This is a genomic window from Luteimonas sp. S4-F44 (assembly GCF_022637415.1).
Classification (GTDB): domain Bacteria; phylum Pseudomonadota; class Gammaproteobacteria; order Xanthomonadales; family Xanthomonadaceae; genus Luteimonas.
In genome coordinates this window covers 2,023,905-2,044,987 of the sequence record NZ_CP093340.1, presented here as the reverse complement: position 1 = coordinate 2,044,987, position 21,083 = coordinate 2,023,905, and the positions used below count along the sequence as shown (strand labels likewise).

General features: G+C 69.8%; 17 protein-coding genes. 6 read left to right on the top strand and 11 right to left on the bottom strand.

All coding sequences use genetic code 11. The features are described 5' to 3' along the window. The first annotated feature begins 30 nt into the window (after window positions 1–30). Window positions 31–2,349: an FdhF/YdeP family oxidoreductase gene (locus MNO14_RS09335; RefSeq protein WP_241943489.1), complete on the top strand. Its 2,319-nt coding sequence runs from the start codon at window positions 31–33 to the stop codon at window positions 2,347–2,349. 57 nt (window positions 2,350–2,406) lie between these two features. On the opposite strand, the gene MNO14_RS09330 is transcribed toward MNO14_RS09335, so the two are convergent. Genes MNO14_RS09330 through MNO14_RS09320 form a run of 3 tightly spaced genes read right to left on the bottom strand, consistent with a single transcriptional unit; the run spans window position 2,407 to window position 5,551 of the window. Next, on the bottom strand, window positions 2,407–3,477 hold the full coding sequence (locus MNO14_RS09330; RefSeq protein WP_241943488.1) for a glutathione synthetase: 1,071 nt from the start codon (window positions 3,475–3,477) through the stop codon (window positions 2,407–2,409). Next, window positions 3,474–4,697 (bottom strand): tyrosine/phenylalanine carboxypeptidase domain-containing protein, encoded by a 1,224-nt coding sequence (locus tag MNO14_RS09325; protein ID WP_241943487.1) that lies wholly within the window; start codon window positions 4,695–4,697, stop codon window positions 3,474–3,476. The genes MNO14_RS09330 and MNO14_RS09325 overlap by 4 nt, the downstream gene beginning before the upstream one ends. After that, a complete protein-coding gene (locus MNO14_RS09320; RefSeq protein WP_241943486.1) occupies window positions 4,694–5,551 on the bottom strand; it encodes an N-formylglutamate amidohydrolase in 858 nt (285 codons plus the stop codon). The genes MNO14_RS09325 and MNO14_RS09320 overlap by 4 nt, the downstream gene beginning before the upstream one ends. A gap of 162 nt (window positions 5,552–5,713) precedes the next feature. Between MNO14_RS09320 and MNO14_RS09315 the strand changes: the two genes are divergently transcribed. The 3 genes from MNO14_RS09315 to MNO14_RS09305 all read left to right on the top strand — a co-directional run bounded on the left by MNO14_RS09315 (window position 5,714) and on the right by MNO14_RS09305 (window position 10,401). Further along, complete coding sequence (locus MNO14_RS09315) at window positions 5,714–7,861, top strand: S46 family peptidase (RefSeq protein ID WP_241943485.1); 2,148 nt, start codon at window positions 5,714–5,716, stop codon at window positions 7,859–7,861. 19 nt (window positions 7,862–7,880) lie between these two features. Further along, complete coding sequence (locus tag MNO14_RS09310; protein WP_241943484.1) at window positions 7,881–8,771, top strand: pseudouridine synthase; 891 nt, start codon at window positions 7,881–7,883, stop codon at window positions 8,769–8,771. A gap of 70 nt (window positions 8,772–8,841) precedes the next feature. After that, window positions 8,842–10,401 carry a calcineurin-like phosphoesterase C-terminal domain-containing protein gene (locus MNO14_RS09305; protein WP_241943483.1) on the top strand — a complete coding sequence of 520 codons (1,560 nt, stop codon included), beginning with the start codon at window positions 8,842–8,844 and terminating at the stop codon, window positions 10,399–10,401. Window positions 10,402–10,472: 71 nt separating this feature from the next. On the opposite strand, the gene MNO14_RS09300 is transcribed toward MNO14_RS09305, so the two are convergent. Together MNO14_RS09300 and MNO14_RS09295 are read right to left on the bottom strand one after the other, a co-directional pair. Continuing rightward, complete coding sequence (locus MNO14_RS09300) at window positions 10,473–11,045, bottom strand: response regulator (protein ID WP_241943482.1); 573 nt, start codon at window positions 11,043–11,045, stop codon at window positions 10,473–10,475. Further along, window positions 11,042–12,283 carry an ATP-binding protein gene (locus MNO14_RS09295; protein ID WP_241943481.1) on the bottom strand — a complete coding sequence of 414 codons (1,242 nt, stop codon included), beginning with the start codon at window positions 12,281–12,283 and terminating at the stop codon, window positions 11,042–11,044. The genes MNO14_RS09300 and MNO14_RS09295 overlap by 4 nt, the downstream gene beginning before the upstream one ends. A 107-nt stretch (window positions 12,284–12,390) precedes the next feature. Between MNO14_RS09295 and ispG the strand changes: the two genes are divergently transcribed. Then, window positions 12,391–13,689: a flavodoxin-dependent (E)-4-hydroxy-3-methylbut-2-enyl-diphosphate synthase gene (gene ispG / locus MNO14_RS09290; RefSeq protein WP_241943480.1), complete on the top strand. Its 1,299-nt coding sequence runs from the start codon at window positions 12,391–12,393 to the stop codon at window positions 13,687–13,689. Then, a complete protein-coding gene (locus tag MNO14_RS09285) occupies window positions 13,679–14,386 on the top strand; it encodes a phosphatase PAP2 family protein (RefSeq protein ID WP_241943479.1) in 708 nt (235 codons plus the stop codon). Before ispG ends, MNO14_RS09285 begins: the two co-directional genes overlap by 11 nt. A 61-nt stretch (window positions 14,387–14,447) precedes the next feature. On the opposite strand, the gene MNO14_RS09280 is transcribed toward MNO14_RS09285, so the two are convergent. The 6 genes from MNO14_RS09280 to MNO14_RS09255 form a co-directional block, all read right to left on the bottom strand. Next, the gene (locus tag MNO14_RS09280) at window positions 14,448–14,981 is read right to left on the bottom strand and encodes a DUF2939 domain-containing protein (protein ID WP_241943478.1); all 534 of its coding nucleotides are present in this window, start codon (window positions 14,979–14,981) and stop codon (window positions 14,448–14,450) included. Between the two features lie 79 nt (window positions 14,982–15,060). Then, window positions 15,061–15,747 (bottom strand): DUF2461 domain-containing protein, encoded by a 687-nt coding sequence (locus MNO14_RS09275; RefSeq protein WP_241943477.1) that lies wholly within the window; start codon window positions 15,745–15,747, stop codon window positions 15,061–15,063. Then, window positions 15,744–17,201 (bottom strand): exodeoxyribonuclease I, encoded by a 1,458-nt coding sequence (gene sbcB, locus MNO14_RS09270; RefSeq protein WP_241943476.1) that lies wholly within the window; start codon window positions 17,199–17,201, stop codon window positions 15,744–15,746. The genes MNO14_RS09275 and sbcB overlap by 4 nt, the downstream gene beginning before the upstream one ends. Window positions 17,202–17,363: 162 nt before the next feature. Continuing rightward, a complete protein-coding gene (locus tag MNO14_RS09265) occupies window positions 17,364–18,743 on the bottom strand; it encodes an NAD(P)/FAD-dependent oxidoreductase (protein WP_241943475.1) in 1,380 nt (459 codons plus the stop codon). After that, entirely contained in the window at window positions 18,740–20,017 is a 1,278-nt protein-coding gene (kynU, locus tag MNO14_RS09260; RefSeq protein WP_241943474.1) for a kynureninase, read from the bottom strand. Before kynU ends, MNO14_RS09265 begins: the two co-directional genes overlap by 4 nt. Before the next feature lie 47 nt (window positions 20,018–20,064). Beyond that, window positions 20,065–21,075, bottom strand: coding sequence for an amidohydrolase family protein (locus tag MNO14_RS09255; protein WP_241943473.1), 1,011 nt, complete (start codon window positions 21,073–21,075; stop codon window positions 20,065–20,067). Window positions 21,076–21,083 lie beyond the last annotated feature (8 nt).

Genomic DNA, 21,083 nt, shown 5'->3' with positions numbered 1-21,083 from the left:
TCCGACGTCATTCGCTCGTAAGGACGGACGATGGCACAGATCCGGATCGGCCGCTATGAAGGCCCCGCAGGTGGTTGGGGCTCGGTCCAGTCGCTGGCGCGGTACGGCCTGGGGCCCGACGCCCCCAGCATCGAAGGCGCGCGGCAGCTGGCGCGACAGAACAAGGTCGACGGCTTCGCCTGCGTGAGCTGCTCGTGGGCCAAGCCGGCCGAGGCCCACGCGTTCGAGTTCTGCGAGAACGGCGCCAAGGCGACGATGTGGGAACTCGACGAAGCGCGCGCCGACGCTGCGTTCTTCGAGGCCCACCCGGTGTCCGAACTGCGGCAATGGGCCGACTACGATCTCGAAGCGCAAGGCCGGCTGGTCGAGCCGATGCGCTACGACGTGCAGCGCGATCGCTACGTCCCGATCGCCTGGGACGAGGCCTTCGCGCTGATCGGCCGTGAGCTGCGTGCGCTCGAGCGTGAGCGCGTGGTGTTCTACGCGTCCGGCCGCGCCTCGCTGGAGACCTCGTACATGTACGGACTGCTGGCGCGGGTGTACGGCAACAACAATCTGCCCGACAGCTCCAACATGTGTCACGAGAGCACGTCGGTGGGGCTGCCCCGGAGCATCGGCGTGCCGGTGGGCACGGTGCTGCTGGACGACTTCGAGCACTGCGACTGCATTCTGTCGTTTGGCCAGAACGTCGGCGTCAACAGCCCGCGCATGCTGCACCCGCTGCAGGACGCCAGCCGGCGCGGCGCGGAAATCATCACCTTCAACCCGCTGTACGAACGCGGCTGGGAGCGGTTCACCAATCCGCAGGAGCCGTTGGCGATGGCGACCGGCCAGTCGACGCGCATCAGTAATGCCTACTTCCAGGTGCGCGCCGGCAGCGACCTGTCGGTGCTGCAGGGCATCGCCAAGGCCGTATTGGCGCTCGACGATGCCGCCGTGGCCGCCGGCGAGCCGCGGGTGCTCGACGTGGACTTCATCGCCGAGCACACCCACGGCTTCGAGGCGTTCGCCGCGTCGCTGCGCGCCAGCGACTGGGCGGACCTGGAGCGCGAATCGGGCCTGTCGCGCGCCGATATGGAAGCCGCCGCCGGCGTCTACGCCCGGGCCAAGGCGACCATCCTGATCTACGGCATGGGGCTGACCCAGCATCGCCACGGCGTCGACAACGTCCGCATGCTGTGCAACCTGGCGCTGATGCGCGGCAACGTCGGCCGGCCGGGCGCCGGCATTTGCCCGGTGCGCGGGCATTCCAACGTCCAGGGCCAGCGCACCGTCGGCATCTCCGAAAAGCCCGAGCTGGTGCCGCTCGACCGCCTCGAGGCGCAGTATGGGTTCCAGGCGCCGCGCAAGAAGGGCCGCGATACGGTCTCGACCGTCGAGGGCATTCTCGACGGCTCGGTCCATGCGTTCATCGGGCTGGGCGGCAACTTCGCACGCGCCGCGCCCGAGACCGGGCCGCTGGAGGCGCGCTGGGGCGACATGGCACTGACGGTGCAGGTGGCCACCAAGCTCAACCGCAGCCATCTGCTGTGCGGTCGCACCGCGCTGCTACTGCCGTGCCTGGGCCGGATCGAGGAGGATGTGCAGGCGACTGGCCCGCAGCGCGTCACCGTCGAGGACAGCACCACCTGCATCCATGCCTCGTTCGGCACGAGTCGCCCGGCCAGTGCGCAGCTGCGCTCGGAGCCGGCGATCGTCGCCGGCATCGCGCTGGCGACGGTCGCGGACGCATCGCAGGTGCCTTGGCAGGCCTGGGTGGACGACTACGCCAAGGTCCGCGACGCGATCGAGGCGACGTATCCCGAGCAGTTCCCGGATTTCAACGCGCGGCTGCACGTGCCCGGCGGTTTCCCGCGCCCGGTCGCGGCGCGCGAGCGGCGCTGGCAGACCGAAAGCGGCAAGGCCGAATTCCACGTGCCGGAGGTGCTGTCGGCGACTGGATTTGAGGATCGTCCGGGGCGCTACCGGCTGCTGACGGTGCGCAGCAACGACCAGTTCAACACCACAGTCTACGGCTATCGCGACCGGTTCCGCGGGATCGAAGGGACGCGTCGCGTCGTGCTGATGAACGCCGAGGACATCCGTGCGCTCGGCATCCAGGAGGGCGAGGAGATCGCGCTGGCCACCGATGTCGACGATGGTGTCCGCCGCGAGGTCGGTGGGCTGCGCGTGGTGCCGTATCTGATTCCGGCCGGGTGCATCGCCGCCTATTACCCCGAATGCAATCCGCTGATCCCGGTCGCCCACCACGCGATCGACAGCCACGTGCCGGCCGCGAAATCGGTGCCGGTCCGGATCGTGCGGGGACACAGCGACGCGCCGGTGCCCGCAGGCCCGGCGCCGGGGTGATCGGCTGTCGTTAGACGGCACGCGCCGCACGGTCCTGTGACCGTTCGGCGCGAGGTGTTAAAGCATCGCCAGTTCGGCGTTGCCGAGCGTCCGACCGTAATGGCGACGCAGGCGCAGCTTGCGCTCCAGGTCGTCGAGGATCGCGCCGCTGAAGTCCAGGCCAGTCAGTTCTTCGACCATGTTGATGCCACCGGGAGTGTCGACGTTCACTTCCATCAACTTGTCGCCGACGATGTCCAGACCGACGAAATACATGCCGTCGCGGATCAGCTTCGGCGCCACCAGTTCGGCTAGGCGCAGCGCATCGGCATCGGGCACGGCCATCTCGTACTTGCCGCCGGCGCTGATGTTGCTGCGTGCGTCGCCGCTGTCGTTGTAGCGGTGGATGCAGGCGTAAGTGCCATCGACCTCCAGCGGCCGGCCATTGAGCATCAGCAGCCGCAGGTCGCCGTTCTTGGCGCCGGGCAGATATTCCTGCGCGATCGCGTAGCCGTCGCGGGTTACCGCGTCGATCATCTGGTTGAGGTTGCCGGTGCCGTTGCCATCGACGACGAACACGCCCTGGCCACCCGAGCCCTGCAGCGGCTTGATCACGCCGCGCCCGTCATGGGCGGCGATGAACGACTTGATCTCCTCGGCATCGCGGCTGATGCAGGTGACCGGGCGCACGTCTTCGGGAAAATGCTGGAAATAGGTCTTGTTGGACGCGTCGGTCAGATGCGTGGGGTCGTTGACGACGAGCACATCGTGCAGCGCCACCAACTGGGCGAACAGCAGCGCGCTACTCGGTGCCCAGGGGCGCTCGACCAGCTCTTCGGCCGGATCGCTGCGCAGCATCAGCACATCCAGATCCTGCACCGAGATCCGTTCGGTCTGGCGCTCGGGGCCCTGGAGGTCGGCGAGCAGGACGCGGTCGTCTTCGTAGCGGTCCAGGCGCGGAATCCGCGCGCAGGCACGGATGGTGCCACCGGCATCGTAGGTGAAGTCACCCAGTCCGATCAGCGCGACCCGGTGGCCGCGATGGACCGCCTGCCGGGCGAGCCGAATGGTGGTGTAGTGGTCCTGTTCGGTGTCGACGTCGTTGACGACGAAGCCCAATCGCATCGGGGCGTGCTCGCTGGCGCTCATGGTGTGGTGGATTCCGGGGGACGGTGGGTCTGGTGGAGGCATTCGACCGGCGTGCGGCGGCACGCGTCGAGGCGGGTGGAAAAGTCGTCGGCGGCGGCGTAGTGGGGCAGCAGGGCGGGCGGCACGACCCAGCCGTCGTCGATCAGGGTCTGGAGCAGGTCCAGCTGCGACAGGGCGAACTTGCCCAGGAACAGCGCATCGAACTCACCGTCGGCGGCGAGGTAGGCCAGCAGGTCGCGCACGCCGCGCAGATAGACCGCATCCTTGGTCAGGCCACCACCGCGACGCGCACGCAGCGCGACATCGAAGGCATCGTCGGTCGGCAGCGCATGGTGGGTATGCAGCCGGTCGAAGATTGCCGGCAGGCCTTCGCCGTTGGCGGCCATCGCCGCGGCGACGACGCGCGCGGCGAGCACGCGCAGGCGTTCGCCGGGCAGGTAGCCGGCGAGATACTCGGCCAGCACGCCCAGGCCTTCCTGGGTCGGGTCGTACTGCGCCAGGCCGACCTGCAACTGGCGCAGCGCCTGCTGCTGGCCGTTGTGACGGGTCACCACGTGGGTGCCGATCTCGTGCTGGATCAAGGGATCGACGCGCGCATGGGGCAGGCGGATGTTGCCGTCGATGTAGAACGTGCCGTGGGACACCATCAGCATCGAGCTGATGTCGGTATCGACCACGACTTCAATATGGAAGTCGGGCGCTTGCGCGCGATACCAGTCGATCTCCGCCTCGACCGCGGCGCGGACCTCGTCGATGCCAGCATCGGCGACCAGCGGCTCGCCCGCCGGCACGTCGATGAGGATGCGTCGGGCCAGCGCCAGCAGGTCGGGCTCGACGTCCCCGAACAGGGCGATGCTGGCGGCGATGAAGTCCGGTTGGTCGCGCGCCTGCACCAGGTCGATCATGCGGCTGAGTTCGCGTTGCTTCTCGGCCAGCAGCGCCTGCAGTGCGGGCGGCGCGACCTCGCCGATCGGCAGCGCATCGAGCGTGCGGCGGGCCGCCGCCAGATCGGTCTCCAGATCCACATAGCGCAGTGGGGGTTCGACCATCCGACCGCTGGCATCGAACTGGCGCCACAAGGCCTCGCCGTCGAGCGGCGACAGCGCGATCAACCAATCGAGTTGCGCGTCCATGTCCGCGAGCGTCTGATCGATCTGCGCGGCCACCGGGGGCAGGGCGCGCGCCCGTGGCAGGGCGCGCGCAACGACCTCGGCGCTCATGCCAGGAACTCCGGTCGGACCGCCTCCACGGCCTGCTGCAGCCCGTCGCGCAGGGCATAGAGCGCGGGGATGTCGACCTGGCCGCTCCACTCGTCCATGAAGATCTTCTTGTACTCGGGCGAGATCGTGCAGACGCGGTCTCCCCAGTGTGCGTAGACCCACTCGGGGAAATGACCACCGGTCGGGAACCGCACATTGCAGCGCACGTCGGGCAGCACGCTGCGCACCGGATGCCGGCGCAGCACATTGGCGAAGCATCGCGCGGTGCCGCCCCAGCGGGCGTGGTCGAGCGTGGTCACGCCCAGCTCGATATCCGGATTGTCGGCCTGGGGCGCCGGATCGGCGTCGGCGCCATCGCGGCGATGGTTGTAGCTGTGGAGGTCAATCAACAGGGCGCAGCCCCAGCGATCGACCGTGCGATCGATCAGTTCGCCGACCATCGCATAGAAGCGGTCGTACAGCGCCAGCGACGCTGCGCGTTCGGCTTCGGTCAGTGGCGACGCCCAGACCTGCAGGCCCCAGGCGGCTTCGGGCGCGGCGTAGATCGCCTGTTCGCGCGGCCGGTTGAGGTCGACTTCGAAGCGCGACGTGCGCACACGCAGGCGCACATCGCCGACCTGTCCGAGCAGACTGGTCAGCGGGTCCTCTTCGCGCCATCGCGCATCCTCATCGAGCGCGACACGGTCGTGCAACGCAGGCCGCAGCAGGTGACCGTCGTGGATCGCGGTCGTGATGACCGGGCCATCGGCAGCGACCAGATCCCAAGCGTCTTCGCGCAGCCGCAGCGCAGGCGGGGTGCTCGGGGTGAGAAAAGTTTCGGAATGGGGGCGACGTGGATCGGGAGCGACTGGCATGACGCGCATGCTCGCAAGCGGCCTATGATGCGGACGTGACCGCACAGGCGGCTGCGCTTGACGGCACATTAACCGCGAGCGCGACCGATGGATGTTGTCGGCGGGCGCCGGGCTGGCTATGGTCGCCGGCTGTGCCGTCGTGCGCTTTTTTGGATCTTCGCCATGCCTTGCAAACGCCCGCTGACTGCCGCGCTCGCGGCCGGCCTGTTGTTGTCCGCCGCCGCCCATGCCGACGAGGGCATGTGGTTGCCGGGCCAATTGCCCGACATCGCCCAGCAGATGCGCCAGGCCGGTTTTCGCGGCGACGCGCGGGCGCTGGCCGACGTGACCCGCCCGCCGCTCAATGCAGTGGTCCGCGTCGGCGGCGGCACCGGTGCCTTCGTCTCCAGCGATGGCCTGCTGCTGACCAATCACCACGTCGCCTACGGCGTGATCCAGTACAACAGCCGGCCCGAGCGCGACATCATCGACGCCGGCTTCATCGCCGACGGCCGGGCCGACGAGCGTCCGTCGAATCCGGATTTCCGCGTGCTGGTGACCGTCGGCTTCGACCGGGTGACCGACGAGGTCCTCGCCGAGGCGCGCGGTCTGGACGGACGCGCCTACTACGATGCGGTCGAGGCGGCGGGCAAGCGCCTGGTCGCCGATTGCGAACAGGGGGACGAGGTCCGTTGCAGCGTCGCCAACATGGATTACGGCAGCGACTTCTACTTGATCCGGCAACTGGAACTGCGCGACGTGCGCCTGGTGTATGCACCGCCGCGCGCGATCGGCAACTACGGCGACGAGATCGACAATTTCATGTGGCCCCGGCACAGCGGCGACTTCACGCTGCTGCGCGCCTACGTCGGGCGCGATGGGCGTCCGGCCGACTACAGTCCAGACAATGTGCCCTACGCGCCGCCGGCGCATCTGCAGGTCGCTCGCAACGGCCTGCATGCCGGTGACTACGCGATGCTCGCCGGTTATCCGGGCACGACGTTCCGCCATCGCACGGCGGCCGAGTTCGACGCGCAGGTCCGGCAGGTGCTGCCGCAGCGGGTCGCGGTGTTCGATGCCTTGATCGCGGCCGTCGAGGCGGTCGGTCGCGACGATGCCGAGGTCCGCACGCGCTACGCTGCGCAGTTGCAGACATTGAAGAACCGCCGCAAGCGCGCCGCCGGCGAACTTGAAGGCCTGGTGCGCAGCGATGCGGTGCGCCAGCGCCGCGCCGACGAGGACGCGATGCTCGCCGCGACCCGCGGCGACGACGCGCGCGACATCGCGGCGCTGCAGATGGTGCTGGCCCAGGGCAACGCAGCCGGCGAGGGCGAGCAACTGCTCGAGCTGATCGCCAGCCAGACCCAGATGCTGCGCAGCGCGCTCCTGCTCGAGCGCCTGCGCATCGAGTCGGCCAAGCCCGACGCGCAGCGCGAGCGCGGTTACCAGCAGCGCGACCACGCGCTGATCGAAGGCGTACTGCGCCAGGCGCAGCGACGCTACGCGCCCGAAGGGGAGAAGGCGCTGCTGACAGTGCTGCTCGGCCGCTACCAGCAGTTGCCCGACGCGCAGCGGCTGCCGGCGTTTGACGCGGCGTTCGGACGCACGCCCGCCGCCCTGGCGAGCGCGCTCGACGCGCTCTATGCGGGCACCACGCTGGGCGAGGAAGCGCAGCGGCTGTCGCGCTTCGAGGCCGCGCGCGCCGCCCAGGCGCTGGCTGACGATCCACTGGTCGCGCTGGCCGGGCCGCTGGTCGCCGCGCAACTGCAGGCCGAGGACGCCCGCAAGACCCGCGAGGGCGAGCAACTGCGGCTGCGCCCGGCCTACATGCGCGCCCTGGTCGCCTGGCGGGCATCGCAAGGGCGGGCAGTGTATCCGGATGCCAACGGCACCTTGCGCGTGAGCTTCGGGCGGGTCGAACCGCTGGCCCCGCGCGACGCGGTCGCCTACGCGCCGGTCACCACGGTGGCCGGCATCGTCGAAAAGCACACGGGCCAGACGCCGTTCGACGCCCCGGCGCCGCTGCTCGACGCGATCGCGCGCGGCGATTTCGCCGGTACCGACGAGCCGACGCTGGGCAGCCAGCCGGTCAATTTCCTGACCAACCTCGACACCACCGGCGGCAACTCCGGCTCGCCGGTGCTCGATGCCCGTGGCGAGCTGGTCGGGCTGAACTTCGACAGCAACTGGGAGTCGGTCAGTGCCAGCTGGTGGTTCGACCCGCGCACCAAGCGCGCTATCCATGTCGACATGCGCTACATGCGATGGTTGATGGCCAAGGTCTACCCGGCACCGGCACTGCTGGAGGAAATGGGGCTGCCGACGCGATGATCCTGTCCGGGACGCGGGCATGACGCGGCGGCCGCTGCCGCTGTGCGACGGCGTGCCCGCAAGCCGGTTGCAGCTGCCGCCCGGACCCTGGCGCACGGTGCTCGAGGCCTTGTGCGCGCGGTTCCCGCAGATTCCGCGGCCGATCTGGGAATCGCGCTTCGCGCGCGGGCGGGTGCTGGCGGCCGACGATGCGATGCCGCTGGCGCCGGATGCGGCCTATCGCGTGGGCCTGGAGATCGCCTACTACCGCGAGGTCGATGAGGAGCCGGTCGTCGCGGCGATCGAGCGCATCGTGCATGTCGATGCGCATCTGGTGATCGCCGACAAGCCGCACGACCTGCCGGTGGTGCCGGCGGGCGGCTTCGTCCGGCAGACCTTGCTGCACCGGTTGATCGAACGGCTGGACAACCCGCATCTGGTGCCGCTGCACCGGATCGATCGCGCAACCGCCGGGCTGGTGCTGTTCTCGGCCGAGCCAGAAACGCGCGCGGCCTACCAAGCACTGTTCCGCGAGGGGCGCATCGACAAACGCTACGAGGCGCTGGCGCCGCCGTTGCCGGATCTGGTGTTCCCGTACGTGCATCGCAGCCGGATCGAACGCGGGGTGCCGTTCTTCCGCATGCGCGAATGCGCAGGCGCGCCCAACAGCGAGACCCGGATCGACGTGCGCGAGCGCATGCCCGATTGCTGGCGCTATCGGCTCGAGCCGGTCACCGGCCGCAAGCACCAGTTGCGCGTGCATCTTGCCGCGCTCGGCGCGCCGATTCTGCACGATCCCTGGTATCCGGCTCTGCGCGAGGTCGACGACGGTGCGCCTGCGCTGCAGCTGCTCGCCGCGTCGTTGGCGTTCGACGATCCGCTCGACGGCCGCCGCCGTCGCTTCGATTCGCAGCTGCGCCTGCAGCGATGAGGCGGTTCGGAATCGACGGTCAGGGGCGCGGTGCATAATCGACGCGCTTATATGCTGCCGGATGTCCGCCATGTCGCGCTCGTGTTCGTTGTTGCCGTTGCCCGTCCTGCTCGCGCTGCTGGGCGCGGCGTCCGCGCCCGCTCTGGCCTGCGACACCGGCGTCGTGTTCGAAGACCGCAACGGCGACGGCCGACAGGATGCGGACGAGCCCGGCATCGCGGGCATCGGCGTGTCCGATGGCGTGCGGATCGTCGAGACCGGTGCCGACGGTCGATTCGGCGGCCTGGCCGGTGGCTCGGCCTTCGTCATCAAGCCGGCCGGCTACGCGCTCGCTCGCGACGGCGCGCTGCCGCGGCACTGGGCGTCGCCGGACCGCGGTGACACTTGCCGGTTCGCGCTGCGCCCGCAGGCGCCGGCCGCCGATGCGCTGGACGTGCTGGTATTCGCCGATCCGCAGGCCGGCCGCGAGGCGGAGGTCGACTATTACGCGCGCAGCGTGGTTGCCGCGGCAGCGCGGGCACCGGCGGCGCTCGGCCTGGTGCTGGGCGATGTCGGCAACGACGTGCCGGCGCTGTATCCGGCGATCAATGCCGCGACCGCGCAGCTCGATGTGCCGTGGCTGCATGTGCCGGGCAACCACGACCTGGATGTCGAGGCGGCCGATGACCCCGGCTCGACGGCGTCCTATCGTGCGGTCTACGGGCCCGAGAGCTATGCCTGGGAGGAGCCGCAGGCCAGTTTCCTGATGCTCGACAACGTCATCCACCAGCCCGGCGTGCGTCCGGCCTACGTCGGTGGCTTGCGCGAGGACCAGTTCGCGTTCGTCGAGGCCTATCTGGCGCGGGCCCGCACTGACCGGCTGCTGGTTGTCGGCGCGCACATTCCGTGGTTCGACACCGCCGCCGAAGGTGCGCCGGAGACCATCCGCAGTGCCGACCGCGCGCGGCTGTTCGGGTTGCTGGCGCGATTCCCGCGCGTGCTGCTGCTCTCCGGCCACCGCCACACCCAGCGCCACGTGCGCCACGGCGCGGCGCAGGGCTGGCAGGGCGCGAGGCTATTGCACGAGTACAACGTCGGCGCGGCGAGCGGGGCGTTCTGGAGCGGCGCGCCCGATGCCGATGGCATTCCGGCAGCGACGATGGCCGACGGCACACCGAACGGCTTCGCCACGTTGCGCATCGACGCCGACGGCGGTTACCGGCTGGCCTGGCACCCAGCGCGTGTGCCTGCCGACGAGCCGGCCAGCACCGCGGCGATGGCGCTGCACGCGCCGCGCGTGCTGCGCCAGGGCGCGTATCCGGCTTGGGGTGTCTACGCCAATGTCTATATGGGCCAGCCGGACACGCGGGTCGAATACCGCATCGGTGACGGCGATTGGCGGCCGATGCGCCGGGTCGAACGCGCCGACCCGCGGCTGGTGCTCGAGAATGCGCGCGACGATCTCGCCGACGGCCTGCGCGGACGCGACCGCTCGCCGGAGGCGGACCTGTCGCCGCATCTGTGGCGCGGTGCGCTCGCGACCGATCTGCCCGTCGGCGCGCATCGGGTGGAGGTGCGCGTGTTCGATCCCTGGCAGGGCGAACAGCGGGCATCGACGGTCTATCGGCTGGCGGCCTCGCCGGGCGACTGATCCGCGCACGGAACGCAGGGCTCGCGCGTAGCGGCGTCGGTTCGAGGCGATAGCGGCACGCGGCCGCCGGTTCACTCCGACAGCGGGCGCCGCTCCGGGCCGGGCCGCTTGGCGAGCTTGCGCTGCAGCGACCTGCGATGCATGCCGAGCAGCCGCGCGGTCGCGGAGATGTTGCCGCCGGTTTCAGCCAGCGCCTGCTGGATGTGCTCCCATTCCAGGCGGTGCAGCGGGATCATCGTCGGACTTTCGACGCTCGGCCCATCGTCGATGTCGCTCGTCGCGCCGGCCGGCACCGGATCGGTGTTGTGCAGGATTCGCAGCAACGTGTCGGCCGACACCGGCTTGGGTAGGTAGTCGTCGGCGCCGCGCTTGATCGCCTCGACCGCGGTCGCGATGCTGGCATAGCCGGTGACCAGCAGGATGCGCATGTCGGCGCGGATCGCGCGCAGCGGCTCGATCAACGACAGCCCGGAGGCATCGGCGAGCTTGAGATCGACCAGCGCGAAGTCGGGCGCGATGCGTCCGGCGAGTTCGAGCGCGGTCGGGATGTCGGGTGCGACTTCGCAGTCGATTCCGCGGCGGGTCAGAGCGCGCCGCAGTGCTTCCAGATACAGGGTGTCGTCATCGACCAGCAGGCCTTTCATCGTGTCGTTTCCTTGGTAGCGTCGGCATGGCGCGCGTCAACCGGGACGCGGAAGTGCAGCACTGCGCCGCCGCCGTCCGCCTCCTCCAGGTCGAGCTCGCCACCCAGTTGTTCGATCGCCGCATGCGACAGCGCCAGACCGACGCCGAGGCCGTCGGGCTTGCCGCTGCGGAACAGGACCGGCAGGAACGGCGCCTGGGCGTCGAATCCGGTGCCGTAGTCGCGGATCGCGCCATCGAGCATGCCGTCGTCGAGCTGCAGGCGCAGATCGACCTGCTGGCTGCCGTTGGCCGCACTGGCATCGGCGGCGTTGTTGAGCAGCGCCAGCAGCAGGTGGCCGATCGTGCGGTCCACCCGCAGTTGCGGCTCGACGTTGCCACTGCGCATCAGTACCACGGTCGGGCGCACCAGCTGCCAGTGGTCGAGCACCCGACCGATATCGACCAGCCGGCTGGCGGCCGGGTCGGCGGGGTTGGCGAGCGAGCGCACGCGATCGCGGCAGGTGTCCACCAGCCGTCGCAACATCGCGATGTCCTCGGCAGTGGTGGCGGGCAGGGACGCGGTGTCGACATCGTCGAGCACCAGCGTCATCGTGCCCAGCGGGGTATTGAGTTCGTGGGCGACCGACGCGGCGTGGGTGGCGAGCGCGAGGATGCCCTCGTTGCGGACGAAGCGGTCGCGCAGATCGCCAAGTTCGCGTTCCCGGCGGTCGCGGGCGCTCGCCAGCCGGGTCAGGAAGTACAGCACCAGGGCCACGGAGACGAAGAAATTGACCGCCATGCCGGCCAGGTGCAAGTCGAACCGGTCGTGCAGGTGGGGCAAGGGTTGACCGAAGTGCACCGAGAGCATGTAGCCACCCACGCACGACAGCGCCGCGGCGACCGCCCAGGCCGGCGGCAGCGCCATCGCCGTCAGCGCGATCGGCAGCAGGAACAGCGAGGCGAAGGGGTTGGCGATGCCGCCGGTCCAGGCGACCAGCCAGGTCAGCACCGCGGTATCGACCAGCACGTGCGCGAAGGCTTCGGCCGGTGCCGCGTCGCGGCTGCTGCGCAGGCGCAGGTACACGGCGACGTTGAACACCGCCAGCACCGCCACCGCGGTCCACAGCGGCCAGGCCGGCAGCCCCATGTCGAAGCCGCGTGTCGCCCACAGGATAGTCAGCGACTGCCCGCCCACCGCCGCCCAGCGCAGGCCGTAGAGGGTGCGCAGCAGGGCGGTGGCGGGGGGTTGCGACTGCATGGGCCGCCATCGTAGTGCACCGGCGGGCGGGCGCCTATCGCGGCGGCGCTGCGACCACGTTTCGGCTGGCGTCAGCGTCGCTCGGGCCAAGCCGGTAAACTGCGCGGATGTCCGCCCAGCCCGACGCCCCGACGTTTTCCGATCCCGGTCCCGAACCCACGGCCGCGCCGCCGTTCGGGCCCGCGCCGCGCCGTGCCACGCGCCAGGTCCGGGTCGGCGGCGTCGCCGTCGGTGGCGATGCGCCAGTGGTCGTGCAGTCGATGACCAACACCGACACTGCCGACGTGGTGTCCACCGCGCGGCAGATCGGCGAGCTGTGGCGTGCCGGTTCCGAACTGGTGCGCATCACCGTCAATACGCCCGAGGCGGCCGCCGCGGTGCCGCGGATCGTCGAGCGGCTGGCGATGCAGGGCATCGAAGTGCCGATCATCGGCGACTTCCACTATAACGGTCACCAACTGCTGGCCGGCGAGCCGGCCTGCGCGCAGGCGCTGGCCAAGTACCGGATCAACCCGGGCAATGTCGGCTTCGGCAAGAAGAAGGACCTGCAGTTCGCGCAGCTGATCGAGTTCGCGATCCGCTACGGCAAGCCAGTGCGCATCGGTGCGAACTGGGGCTCGCTCGACCAGTCGCTCGCCGCGACGCTGATGGACGAAAATGCCCGCCGCGCCGTGCCCTGGGACGCGGGGCGCGTGCTGCGCGAGGCGTTGATCCGCTCGGCGGTCGATTCGGCCGAACGCGCCGTGGACTTAGGGCTGGGGCGCGATCGCATCGTGCTCTCGGCCAAGGTCAGCGGCGTGCAGGAACTGGTCGCGGTCTATCGCGACCTGTCGGCGCGTTGCGATTTTGCGCTGCACCTCGGGCTCACCGAGGCCGGCATCGGCAGCAAGGGCATGGTCGCCTCCAGCGCTGCGCTGGCGCTGTTGATGCAGGAAGGCATCGGCGACACGATCCGCATCTCGTTGACCCCCGAACCGGGTGCATCGCGCACCAAGGAAGTCGTGGTCGCGCAGGAACTGCTGCAGACCATGGGCCTGCGCGCGTTCACGCCGATGGTCACGGCATGCCCGGGCTGCGGCCGTACGACCTCGGAGTTCTTCCAGGAACTGGCCGGCGTGGTGCAGGACCATGTGCGCGAGAAGATGCCCGAGTGGAAGATCACCCACCCGGGGGCTGAGAACATGACGCTCGCGGTGATGGGCTGCGTGGTCAACGGCCCCGGCGAGTCGCGGCACGCCAATATCGGCATTTCGCTGCCAGGGACCGGCGAGGCGCCCTCGGCGCCGGTGTTCATCGACGGCGAGAAGGCCGTCACGCTGCGCGGCGAAAACATCGCCCAGGACTTCGTCGCACTGGTCGACGACTACGTGCACCGGACCTACGGTCGCGGTGCCGATGGCGGCTGACCACGCGCTGGCGCGCGAGGCCGCGCACGAAACCGGTGGCCTGCTGCGCCGGCACGGCTGGAAGCTGACGCTGCTGTTTGTCGGCGTGCTGCTGCCGATGTGGGGCTTCATGGAACTGGCTGACGAGGTCCATGAGGCCGAGGCGATCCCGTTCGATGAGCCGCTGTTGCTGTACGCCAACCAGATGGCGCGCGACGGCTTCGACCGGGTCTTCCTGTTCTTCTCGCAGATCGGCTATGCGCGCGGCGTGGTGCCGGTCGACATCGGTCTGGTCGTGCTGCTGCTGGCGCTGCGGCGCTGGCGCGATGGCCTGTTCGCAGCCTTGGCGACCGGCGGCTCGGCGCTGCTGAACCTGGGAACCAAGCAGCTGTTCGCGCGTGACCGGCCCAGCCTGTGGGAGTCGATCGCGCCCGAGGCGACCTACAGCTTTCCCAGCGGCCATGCGATGGGCTCGATGACCCTGGCGTTGGTGCTGGTGCTGCTGACCTGGCCGACGCGCGCGCGCTGGTGGACGATCGCGGCGATGGCAGTGTTCGTGCCGATGGTCGGGCTGTCGCGCATCTATCTGGGCGTGCATTACCCCTCCGACATCCTCGCCGGCTGGGCCGCGGCCTCGGTCTGGGGGGTCGGCGTGTACCTGCTGCTCTACCACCCGCCGTTGGGTCGCGGCGGGCGCATCGAGCCTTCGGGCCGTTAGACAGACAGCGCACGCCGCGGCCGGGGGCAGCCGTGCGACGCGTCGCCGCCAAGGGGCGGGCCTACAGCGGCAACTGGATGTCCGACAGCCGCCAGCGCAGGCCCTTGCGCGTGAGCACGAAGACGATCGGCCGGCCGGACTCGTCGCGCACGGTCGCGGTGAAGCGCGACGGCGAGTGATAGCGCCAATGCGCATCGGCCAGGGGGTCGGACGCCGGCGCGCGCTCCCCACCGACTGGCGGCGTGGCGCCGCTCGACAGGTCCCACAGCCGTCGGCCGCGCATCAGCGCGCTCAGTCCGACCGGCGTGACCATCATGTCCACGCCCGTGCCGACGGTGCCGCCAGCCGCCTGCAACGCGAGCGCGCCGAGCAGGCTCGATTGCACGTCGACACCCGCACGTCGGACCAGCGCGTCGGACAGCTGCAGACGCAGGCTCTGGCGCAATGCCGGGAAATCCACCTGTTTGGAGAGCGCCCTGGAGTCCTCGCGTTGCACCGCGTCCCGGATGGCGTGCATCGTCAGAAACGGCCCGGCCGCGGTGTAGGCCAGCAGCAGGGCGGCGATCAGGGCGGACAGCCAGGCGAGTTTCTTCATCGGGCCACGGGCCGAGCAGGGGGGCGTCGCCATTGTGGGACCGCACGCCACCGAGCGGCTGAACACTGCCGTGCCAGGCTCAGAACTCCAGGTCCAGCGCCGCGCACAGATAGTCGACGAACGGTGCCAGTACGGCGAGGTCGGCGGCGATCGTGCGGTCCAGGCCAGGGCCGGCCATCACCGCATCGTCGAGCGGTCGCAGGAACGCCCAATTGCGATGGCGCAGATCGTCGATGTAGGCGAAGTCGGCCGGAAAGCCGCGCGGCGGGCGGACCAGCATCTGGCTGTCGTCGAGTGCGAAGCGGCGCCGTAACTTGGGTGCGTGCGCAGCCGCCTTCCAGCCGCCGGGGTTCTCCAGGATGAACTGGCGCACCTTAAGCTGCGTGTGTGGTTCGGGATGCCAGAGTCCCGCGCCGACGAAGCTCGCCCCCGGTTCCAGGTGCACGTAGAACGAGGGAGCGGCGACTTCCCGCCGCCGCTCGTGGAACAGCCGCGCGCCCTGCCAGGTCTTGTACGGCGACTTGTCGTGCGAGAAACGGGCGTCGCGATGGATGCGGAACAGCGAGCCGCCGACGGTGCGGGTGTCAGCGCGGAAATGCGGGCTGATCGCAGCGATATCGGGCTGCAGGTCGCCGACCAGCCGCAGGAACGGCTGGCGCACATGCGCCTCGTAGTCCTTGCGGTGGGCCTCGAACCAGGCCTTGTCGTTGTGGCGCGCGAGCGCGCGCAGAAAGCGGAAGCTCTTCTCGCTGAAGTAGGCGGTCATGCGGGGGAGGTGGGGTAGAGGTGCGAATGCAGGCCACGGCCCCAGTCGACGAGCGCGTCGAGCAAGGCCAGGTGCGTGGGGGTCTGCGCATGGTCGACGCGCAGGGCGTCGATCTGTGTGAAGTAGTCGTCGAAGTCCTGTTCGGACGCGGTCGTCCCGGGGCCGAGTCGCAGGCGACGGTACTCGTCCCAGCGGTGGCGCTCGTCTGGCGACAGCGTGTCGGGCCAGTTGCGGGCGCGGTAGCGGAACAGCAGTTCGTCCAGGCGCGGGTCCTCGAAGCCGAAATCCGCCCCGTGCAACTGCGCCGGCGGCGTGGCCCGGACCCGGGCGACACGGCGGCGGTCGCCGTCGCCCAGGAAGCCGTCGTACAGCGAGCCGTCGGCATCCGACGGCCCGTGCGCGCGCTCGGTCGCAAAGACCGCGCGGATCTTCGCCGCGAGTGCGGGGCCGGCCGCACGCAGCTGCGCGGCGCGGCGCTCGACGAGCGCCGGATCGATCGACAGGCGCGCGAAATCCTCCGCACGCAGGTGTGACCAGGCGACCAGGGCCGGGCAGCGGTTGCAGTGCACTTCCTTGAGCGGGATGCGGGCGATCCCCTCGGGCAGGTCGGCGCCGCGCACGAACACGCGCGCGGCGATCGTGTCGGCGTCGAGATCGAGCAGGGCATCGGGCTCGGCGTCGAGATCGAACACCACGATGCGGCTGTCGATCGTCGGGTGTCGTGCCAGCGGCAGCACCGGGGCTGCGCACAGCCGCGAGGCTGGATAGCGCTGGGACACGTGCAGCACCGGGGTCATCGCGACCGGGTCGAGCATCGCGGCCGCATGGCGCTTGTCGCGGAGTTTCGCGGCGTAGTCCCACAGCCGCGGCTGGGCGCTGCGCATCCGCCGGGCCAGGCCGATCAGCGCACGCACGTCCGACAGCGCTTCGTGGGCATCGCCGGTGCGCACGTCGTTGGCCAAGGCCAGATGCTCGAGCTTGAACGAGGTCGCGCCGTCGTCGCGCGTGGGCCAGACCAGCCCGTCGGGACGCAGCGCATGCCACAAGCGCATCACATCGAGCAGGTCCCAGCGGCAGTTGCCGCCCCGCCATTCGCGCTCGTAGGGATCGTGGAAGTTGCGGAACAGCCCGAAGCGGACGAACTCGTCGTCGAAGCGCAGCGAGTTGTAGCCCAGTGTGCAGGTACGCGGGCGCGCCATCTCCTCGAAGATCCGCGCAAACGCCTCGGCCTCGGACAGGCCGTCGCGTAGCGCCTGCTGCGGCGTGATACCGGTGATCAGCGTGGCGACCGGTGAGGGCAGCAGGTCGTCGGCCGGCCGCACGAAGAAGTCGATCGGGTCCTCGATCTGCACCAGATCGGCATCGGTGCGGATCGCCGCGAACTGGGCGATCCGGCTGCGGCGCGGGTCGGCGCCGAAGGTTTCCAAGTCGTAGAAGAGAAAACTATCAGTCATAGGCAGTGCGATCGGCCCTTCGTTGCTGCGAGCCGTTGCGACGGCCTTATTCCAACTGGGTGTGGCGGGCTCGTCGAGGCGCAATCGTAGAAGAGAACACTATCGGTCATAAGCGGTGCGACTGGCGCCTCGTGGCTGCAAGCCGTTGCGAGGGTGGCACGATCATGCGGGCGCGTCCTCCAACGGCGTCAGCTGCGCGTGCACCTCGGCGTCGATCGCCGGCCAGTCCAGCGTGTCGAGGGCGGCGTGGCCGACCGTCGCGCGTTCGAGGATGCCGCGCTGCAGATCCGTGCGGTGCATCGCCAGCGAGTAGGGAATGCGCATGAAGGTCACCATCGCGTAGTGCGGGACGAAGCGGCCGGGGTGGCGCGCCTGCAAGGCGAGCTCGAGTTCGCGCTGCAGCAGGTAGTCGGCATCGTCGACCCGGTCGCGCATCTCCAGGTAGTTGTCGAGCGCCATGCGCTGGATCGCGGCGGCGTCGGGTCGGCGCTGCGCCTCGAACGCGGCGAATGCGTCGGCGGTATCGGCATGCGCATCGAGTTGACCGGCCAGCGCCACGCAGTCTTCGAACGCGCAGTTCATGCCCTGGCCGTGGAACGGCACCATCGCGTGCGCGGCATCGCCCAGCAGCACCGCGCGGTCGTCGAGATGCCAGCGGTCGAGATACAGCGTCGCCAGTTGGCCGACCGGATTGGCGGCCCAGTGCGCGCGGAACTCGGGCATCAGCGCCAGCGCGTCGGGGAATTCACGCGCGAAGAACGCCTGCGCCGCATCCACATTGTGGATCTGGTCGAACGCCGGGCCGCCGTCGGCGCCTGCGCGGTGCGGCAGGAACAGCGTGACGGTGAAGGTGCGCTCGTCGTTGGGCAGGGCGATGCACATGTAGTGGCCACGCGGCCAGATGTGCAGTGCGTGCGGCTCGATGCGGAAACCGCCGTCGGCTGACGGGGGGATCTCCAGCTCCTTGTAGCCGTGATCGAGCACATCGACCCGCTCACCGAGGTCGCGCACACGCTGCATCGCCGCGCGCAGCGCCGAGCCGGCACCGTCGGCGCCGACCAGCGCCTGGAACGGGACCTCGCGCGTTTCGCCGGTGGTGGGATGGCGGAACACCGCGTGCCGGGAGTCGAAGTTCACCGCCTCCAGGCCGGCATCGAAATGCAATCTTGTGCCGGCGGCCTGCGCCAGATCGAGCAGCACGACGTTGAGATCGCCTCGATGCACCGACCAGATTACCTCGCCATCGTCGCGGCCATAGCGTTGCAGCCGCGGGTCGGCGTCGCCGGTGTGCACCATGCGCCCGCGCATCATGATCGCGTGCCGCATCACCGCCTCGTCCGCATCGGCCGCGCGCAGCGCGTGCCGGCCGCGCTCGGCCAGCGCCAGGTTGATCGAACGCCCGCCGGCGTAACCGAGCCGCCGTGGATCGCCGCGCTTCTCGTACAGGTCGACCTCCCAGCCCCGGCGCCGGAGCAGGATGCCCAACAGCGCGCCGGCCAGGCCTGCGCCGATGATGGTCAGCTGGCGCGCCGCGCCGCTCACGCGTCGCGCCAGCGCATCACCGCGCGTACGAACCGCAACACGTCGCCGTGGTGGTTGTAGAGCGGCGCGGGTGAGATGCGGATCACGTCGGGCTCGCGCCAGTCGCCGAGCACACCGTGTTCGGACAGGTAGTCGAACAGCGCGCGGCCCTGCTCGCGACCGCCGCGCACACGCAGCGACAGCTGGGCGCCGCGTTGTGCGGGATCGACGGGCGTGACGATCTCGAGCACGTTCGCCAGTTGCGCGTTGATCAGCGCTTCCAGGTAGCCGGTCAGGCGCTCGGACTTGGCGCGCAGCGCCGGCATGCCGGCCTCGGTGAACAGGTCGAGCGAGGCCCGCAGCGGTGCCAGGCCGAGGATCGGGGGATTGCTGAGCTGCCAGCCCTCGGCGCCGGGCGTGGGCTGGAAGTCCGGCCCCATGCGAAAGCGCGTCGCCGCGTCGTGGCCCCACCAGCCGGCGAAGCGCGGGCGATCGGTATGGGCGTGGCGCGCATGCACGAAGGCACCGGCCACGGCGCCGGGGCCGCTGTTGAGGTACTTGTAGTGGCACCACACCGCGAAATCGGCGTCGCTGTCGTGCAGCCGCAGCGGCAGGTTGCCGGCGGCATGCGCCAGGTCGAAGCCGACCACCGCGCCGGCCGCGTGGCCCAGGCGCACGATTTCCGCCAAGTCGAACGCCTCGCCGGTGCGGTACTGGACCCCGGGCCACAGCACCAGCGCCAGCCGGTGTCCGTGTTCGGAAATCGCCGCAGCGATCGCGTCCATGCCGAACAGGCCGTCGGCGCCGGGCTGCACTTCGATCAGGTCGGTCGCCGGGTCGAAGCCGTGGAAGCGGACCTGCGATTCGAGCGCGTAGCGGTCGGACGGAAACGCGCCGGCTTCCATCAGGATCGCCGGGCGTTCGGTGCTCGGGCGGTAGAAGCCGACCATCAGAAAATGCAGGTTCGCGGTCAGCGAGTTCATTGCGACCACTTCCTCCGGTTGCGCGCCCACGACCTCGGCCAACTGCGCGCCGACCAGCGCGTGGTAGGTCATCCATTGCGAGTTGCCGCGGAAATGGCCTTCGACCGCCTCCATCGCCCACTTCTCGAGCACGTCCTCAACCTGCGCGCGGGCGCCGCGTGGCTGCAGGCCCAGCGAATTTCCGACGAAGTAGGCCTGTTCGACCTCGCCAAAGCGCGGCATGTGGAACTGCGCGCGAAAGTGCCGGAGCGGGTCGGCGGCGTCGGCGGTCGCGGCGTAGTCGTCGGTGAACAGAGCGTGGGTATCGGTCATCATGGCAAGCCGGTGGTGTCGCGCGAAGCGACGCGAAAAAGGGGGACTCAGGCGAAGCGGTTGGCCGGCAGGTCCAGCCAATCGAGCGCGGTGCCGTGGTAGAGCCGGGCGCGGGCCGCGTCGTCGAGCGCGAGCTGCTCGATCCCTGCGCCGGGTTCCTGTTCGCCGAGCGGGAAGGGATAGTCGGTACCGAGCATCACCCGGTCCGCGCCGCAGGTGTCGAGCAGGTACTGCAGCGCCCGCGGGTCGGCGACCCAGGAGTCGAAGTACAGCCGCTTGAGGTAGCGGCGCGGATTGTGCGGGTTGTCGGTGGCGACCAGATCCGGACGCATGTTGAACCCGTGCTCGATGCGCCCGATCGTGTACGGGAAACTGCCGCCGCCATGCGCCATGCAGATGCGGAGCTTCGGCAACCGCTCGAGCACGCCGCCAAAGACCAGGCAACAGGCCGCACGTGCCTGTTCGGCCGGCATGCCGACCAGCCAGGGCAGCCAATACTTGGGCATCGACTCGCTGCCCATCATGTCCCAGGGGTGGACCAGGATCGCCGCGCCCAGGTCGGCGGCGGCCTCGAAGAACGGGAACAGCTCCGGCGCGTCGAGATTCCAGTCGCCGACGTGGCTGCCGATCTGCACGCCCTGCAGGCCGAGCTGATCGACGCAGCGTTCCAGCTCTTGGATCGCCAACCGCGGCGACTGCAGCGGCACGGTGCCGATGCCGGCGTAGTGCCGCGGATGGGCGGCGACCGTGGCGGCCATGTGGTCGTTGAGCGACTGGTGCAGTTCCAGCGCGTGCGCGGGCTTGGCCCAGTAGCCGAACATCACCGGCACGGTGCTGATCACCTGGACCTGCACCCCGAAGCGCGCGTAGTCGTCGATGCGCTCGCGCGCGTCCCAGGTCCGCGACCAGATCTCGCGGAAGAACCGCCCGTCCTTGTAGATCCGGTGGCGCCCGTCGGCGGTGTGGTGGATGACGGGAAACCGCGCCTCGCCGTACTTGGCTGCCAGGTCCGGCCAGTCGCGCGGCAGGTAGTGGGCGTGGATGTCGATCTTCAGCATGGCCCGAT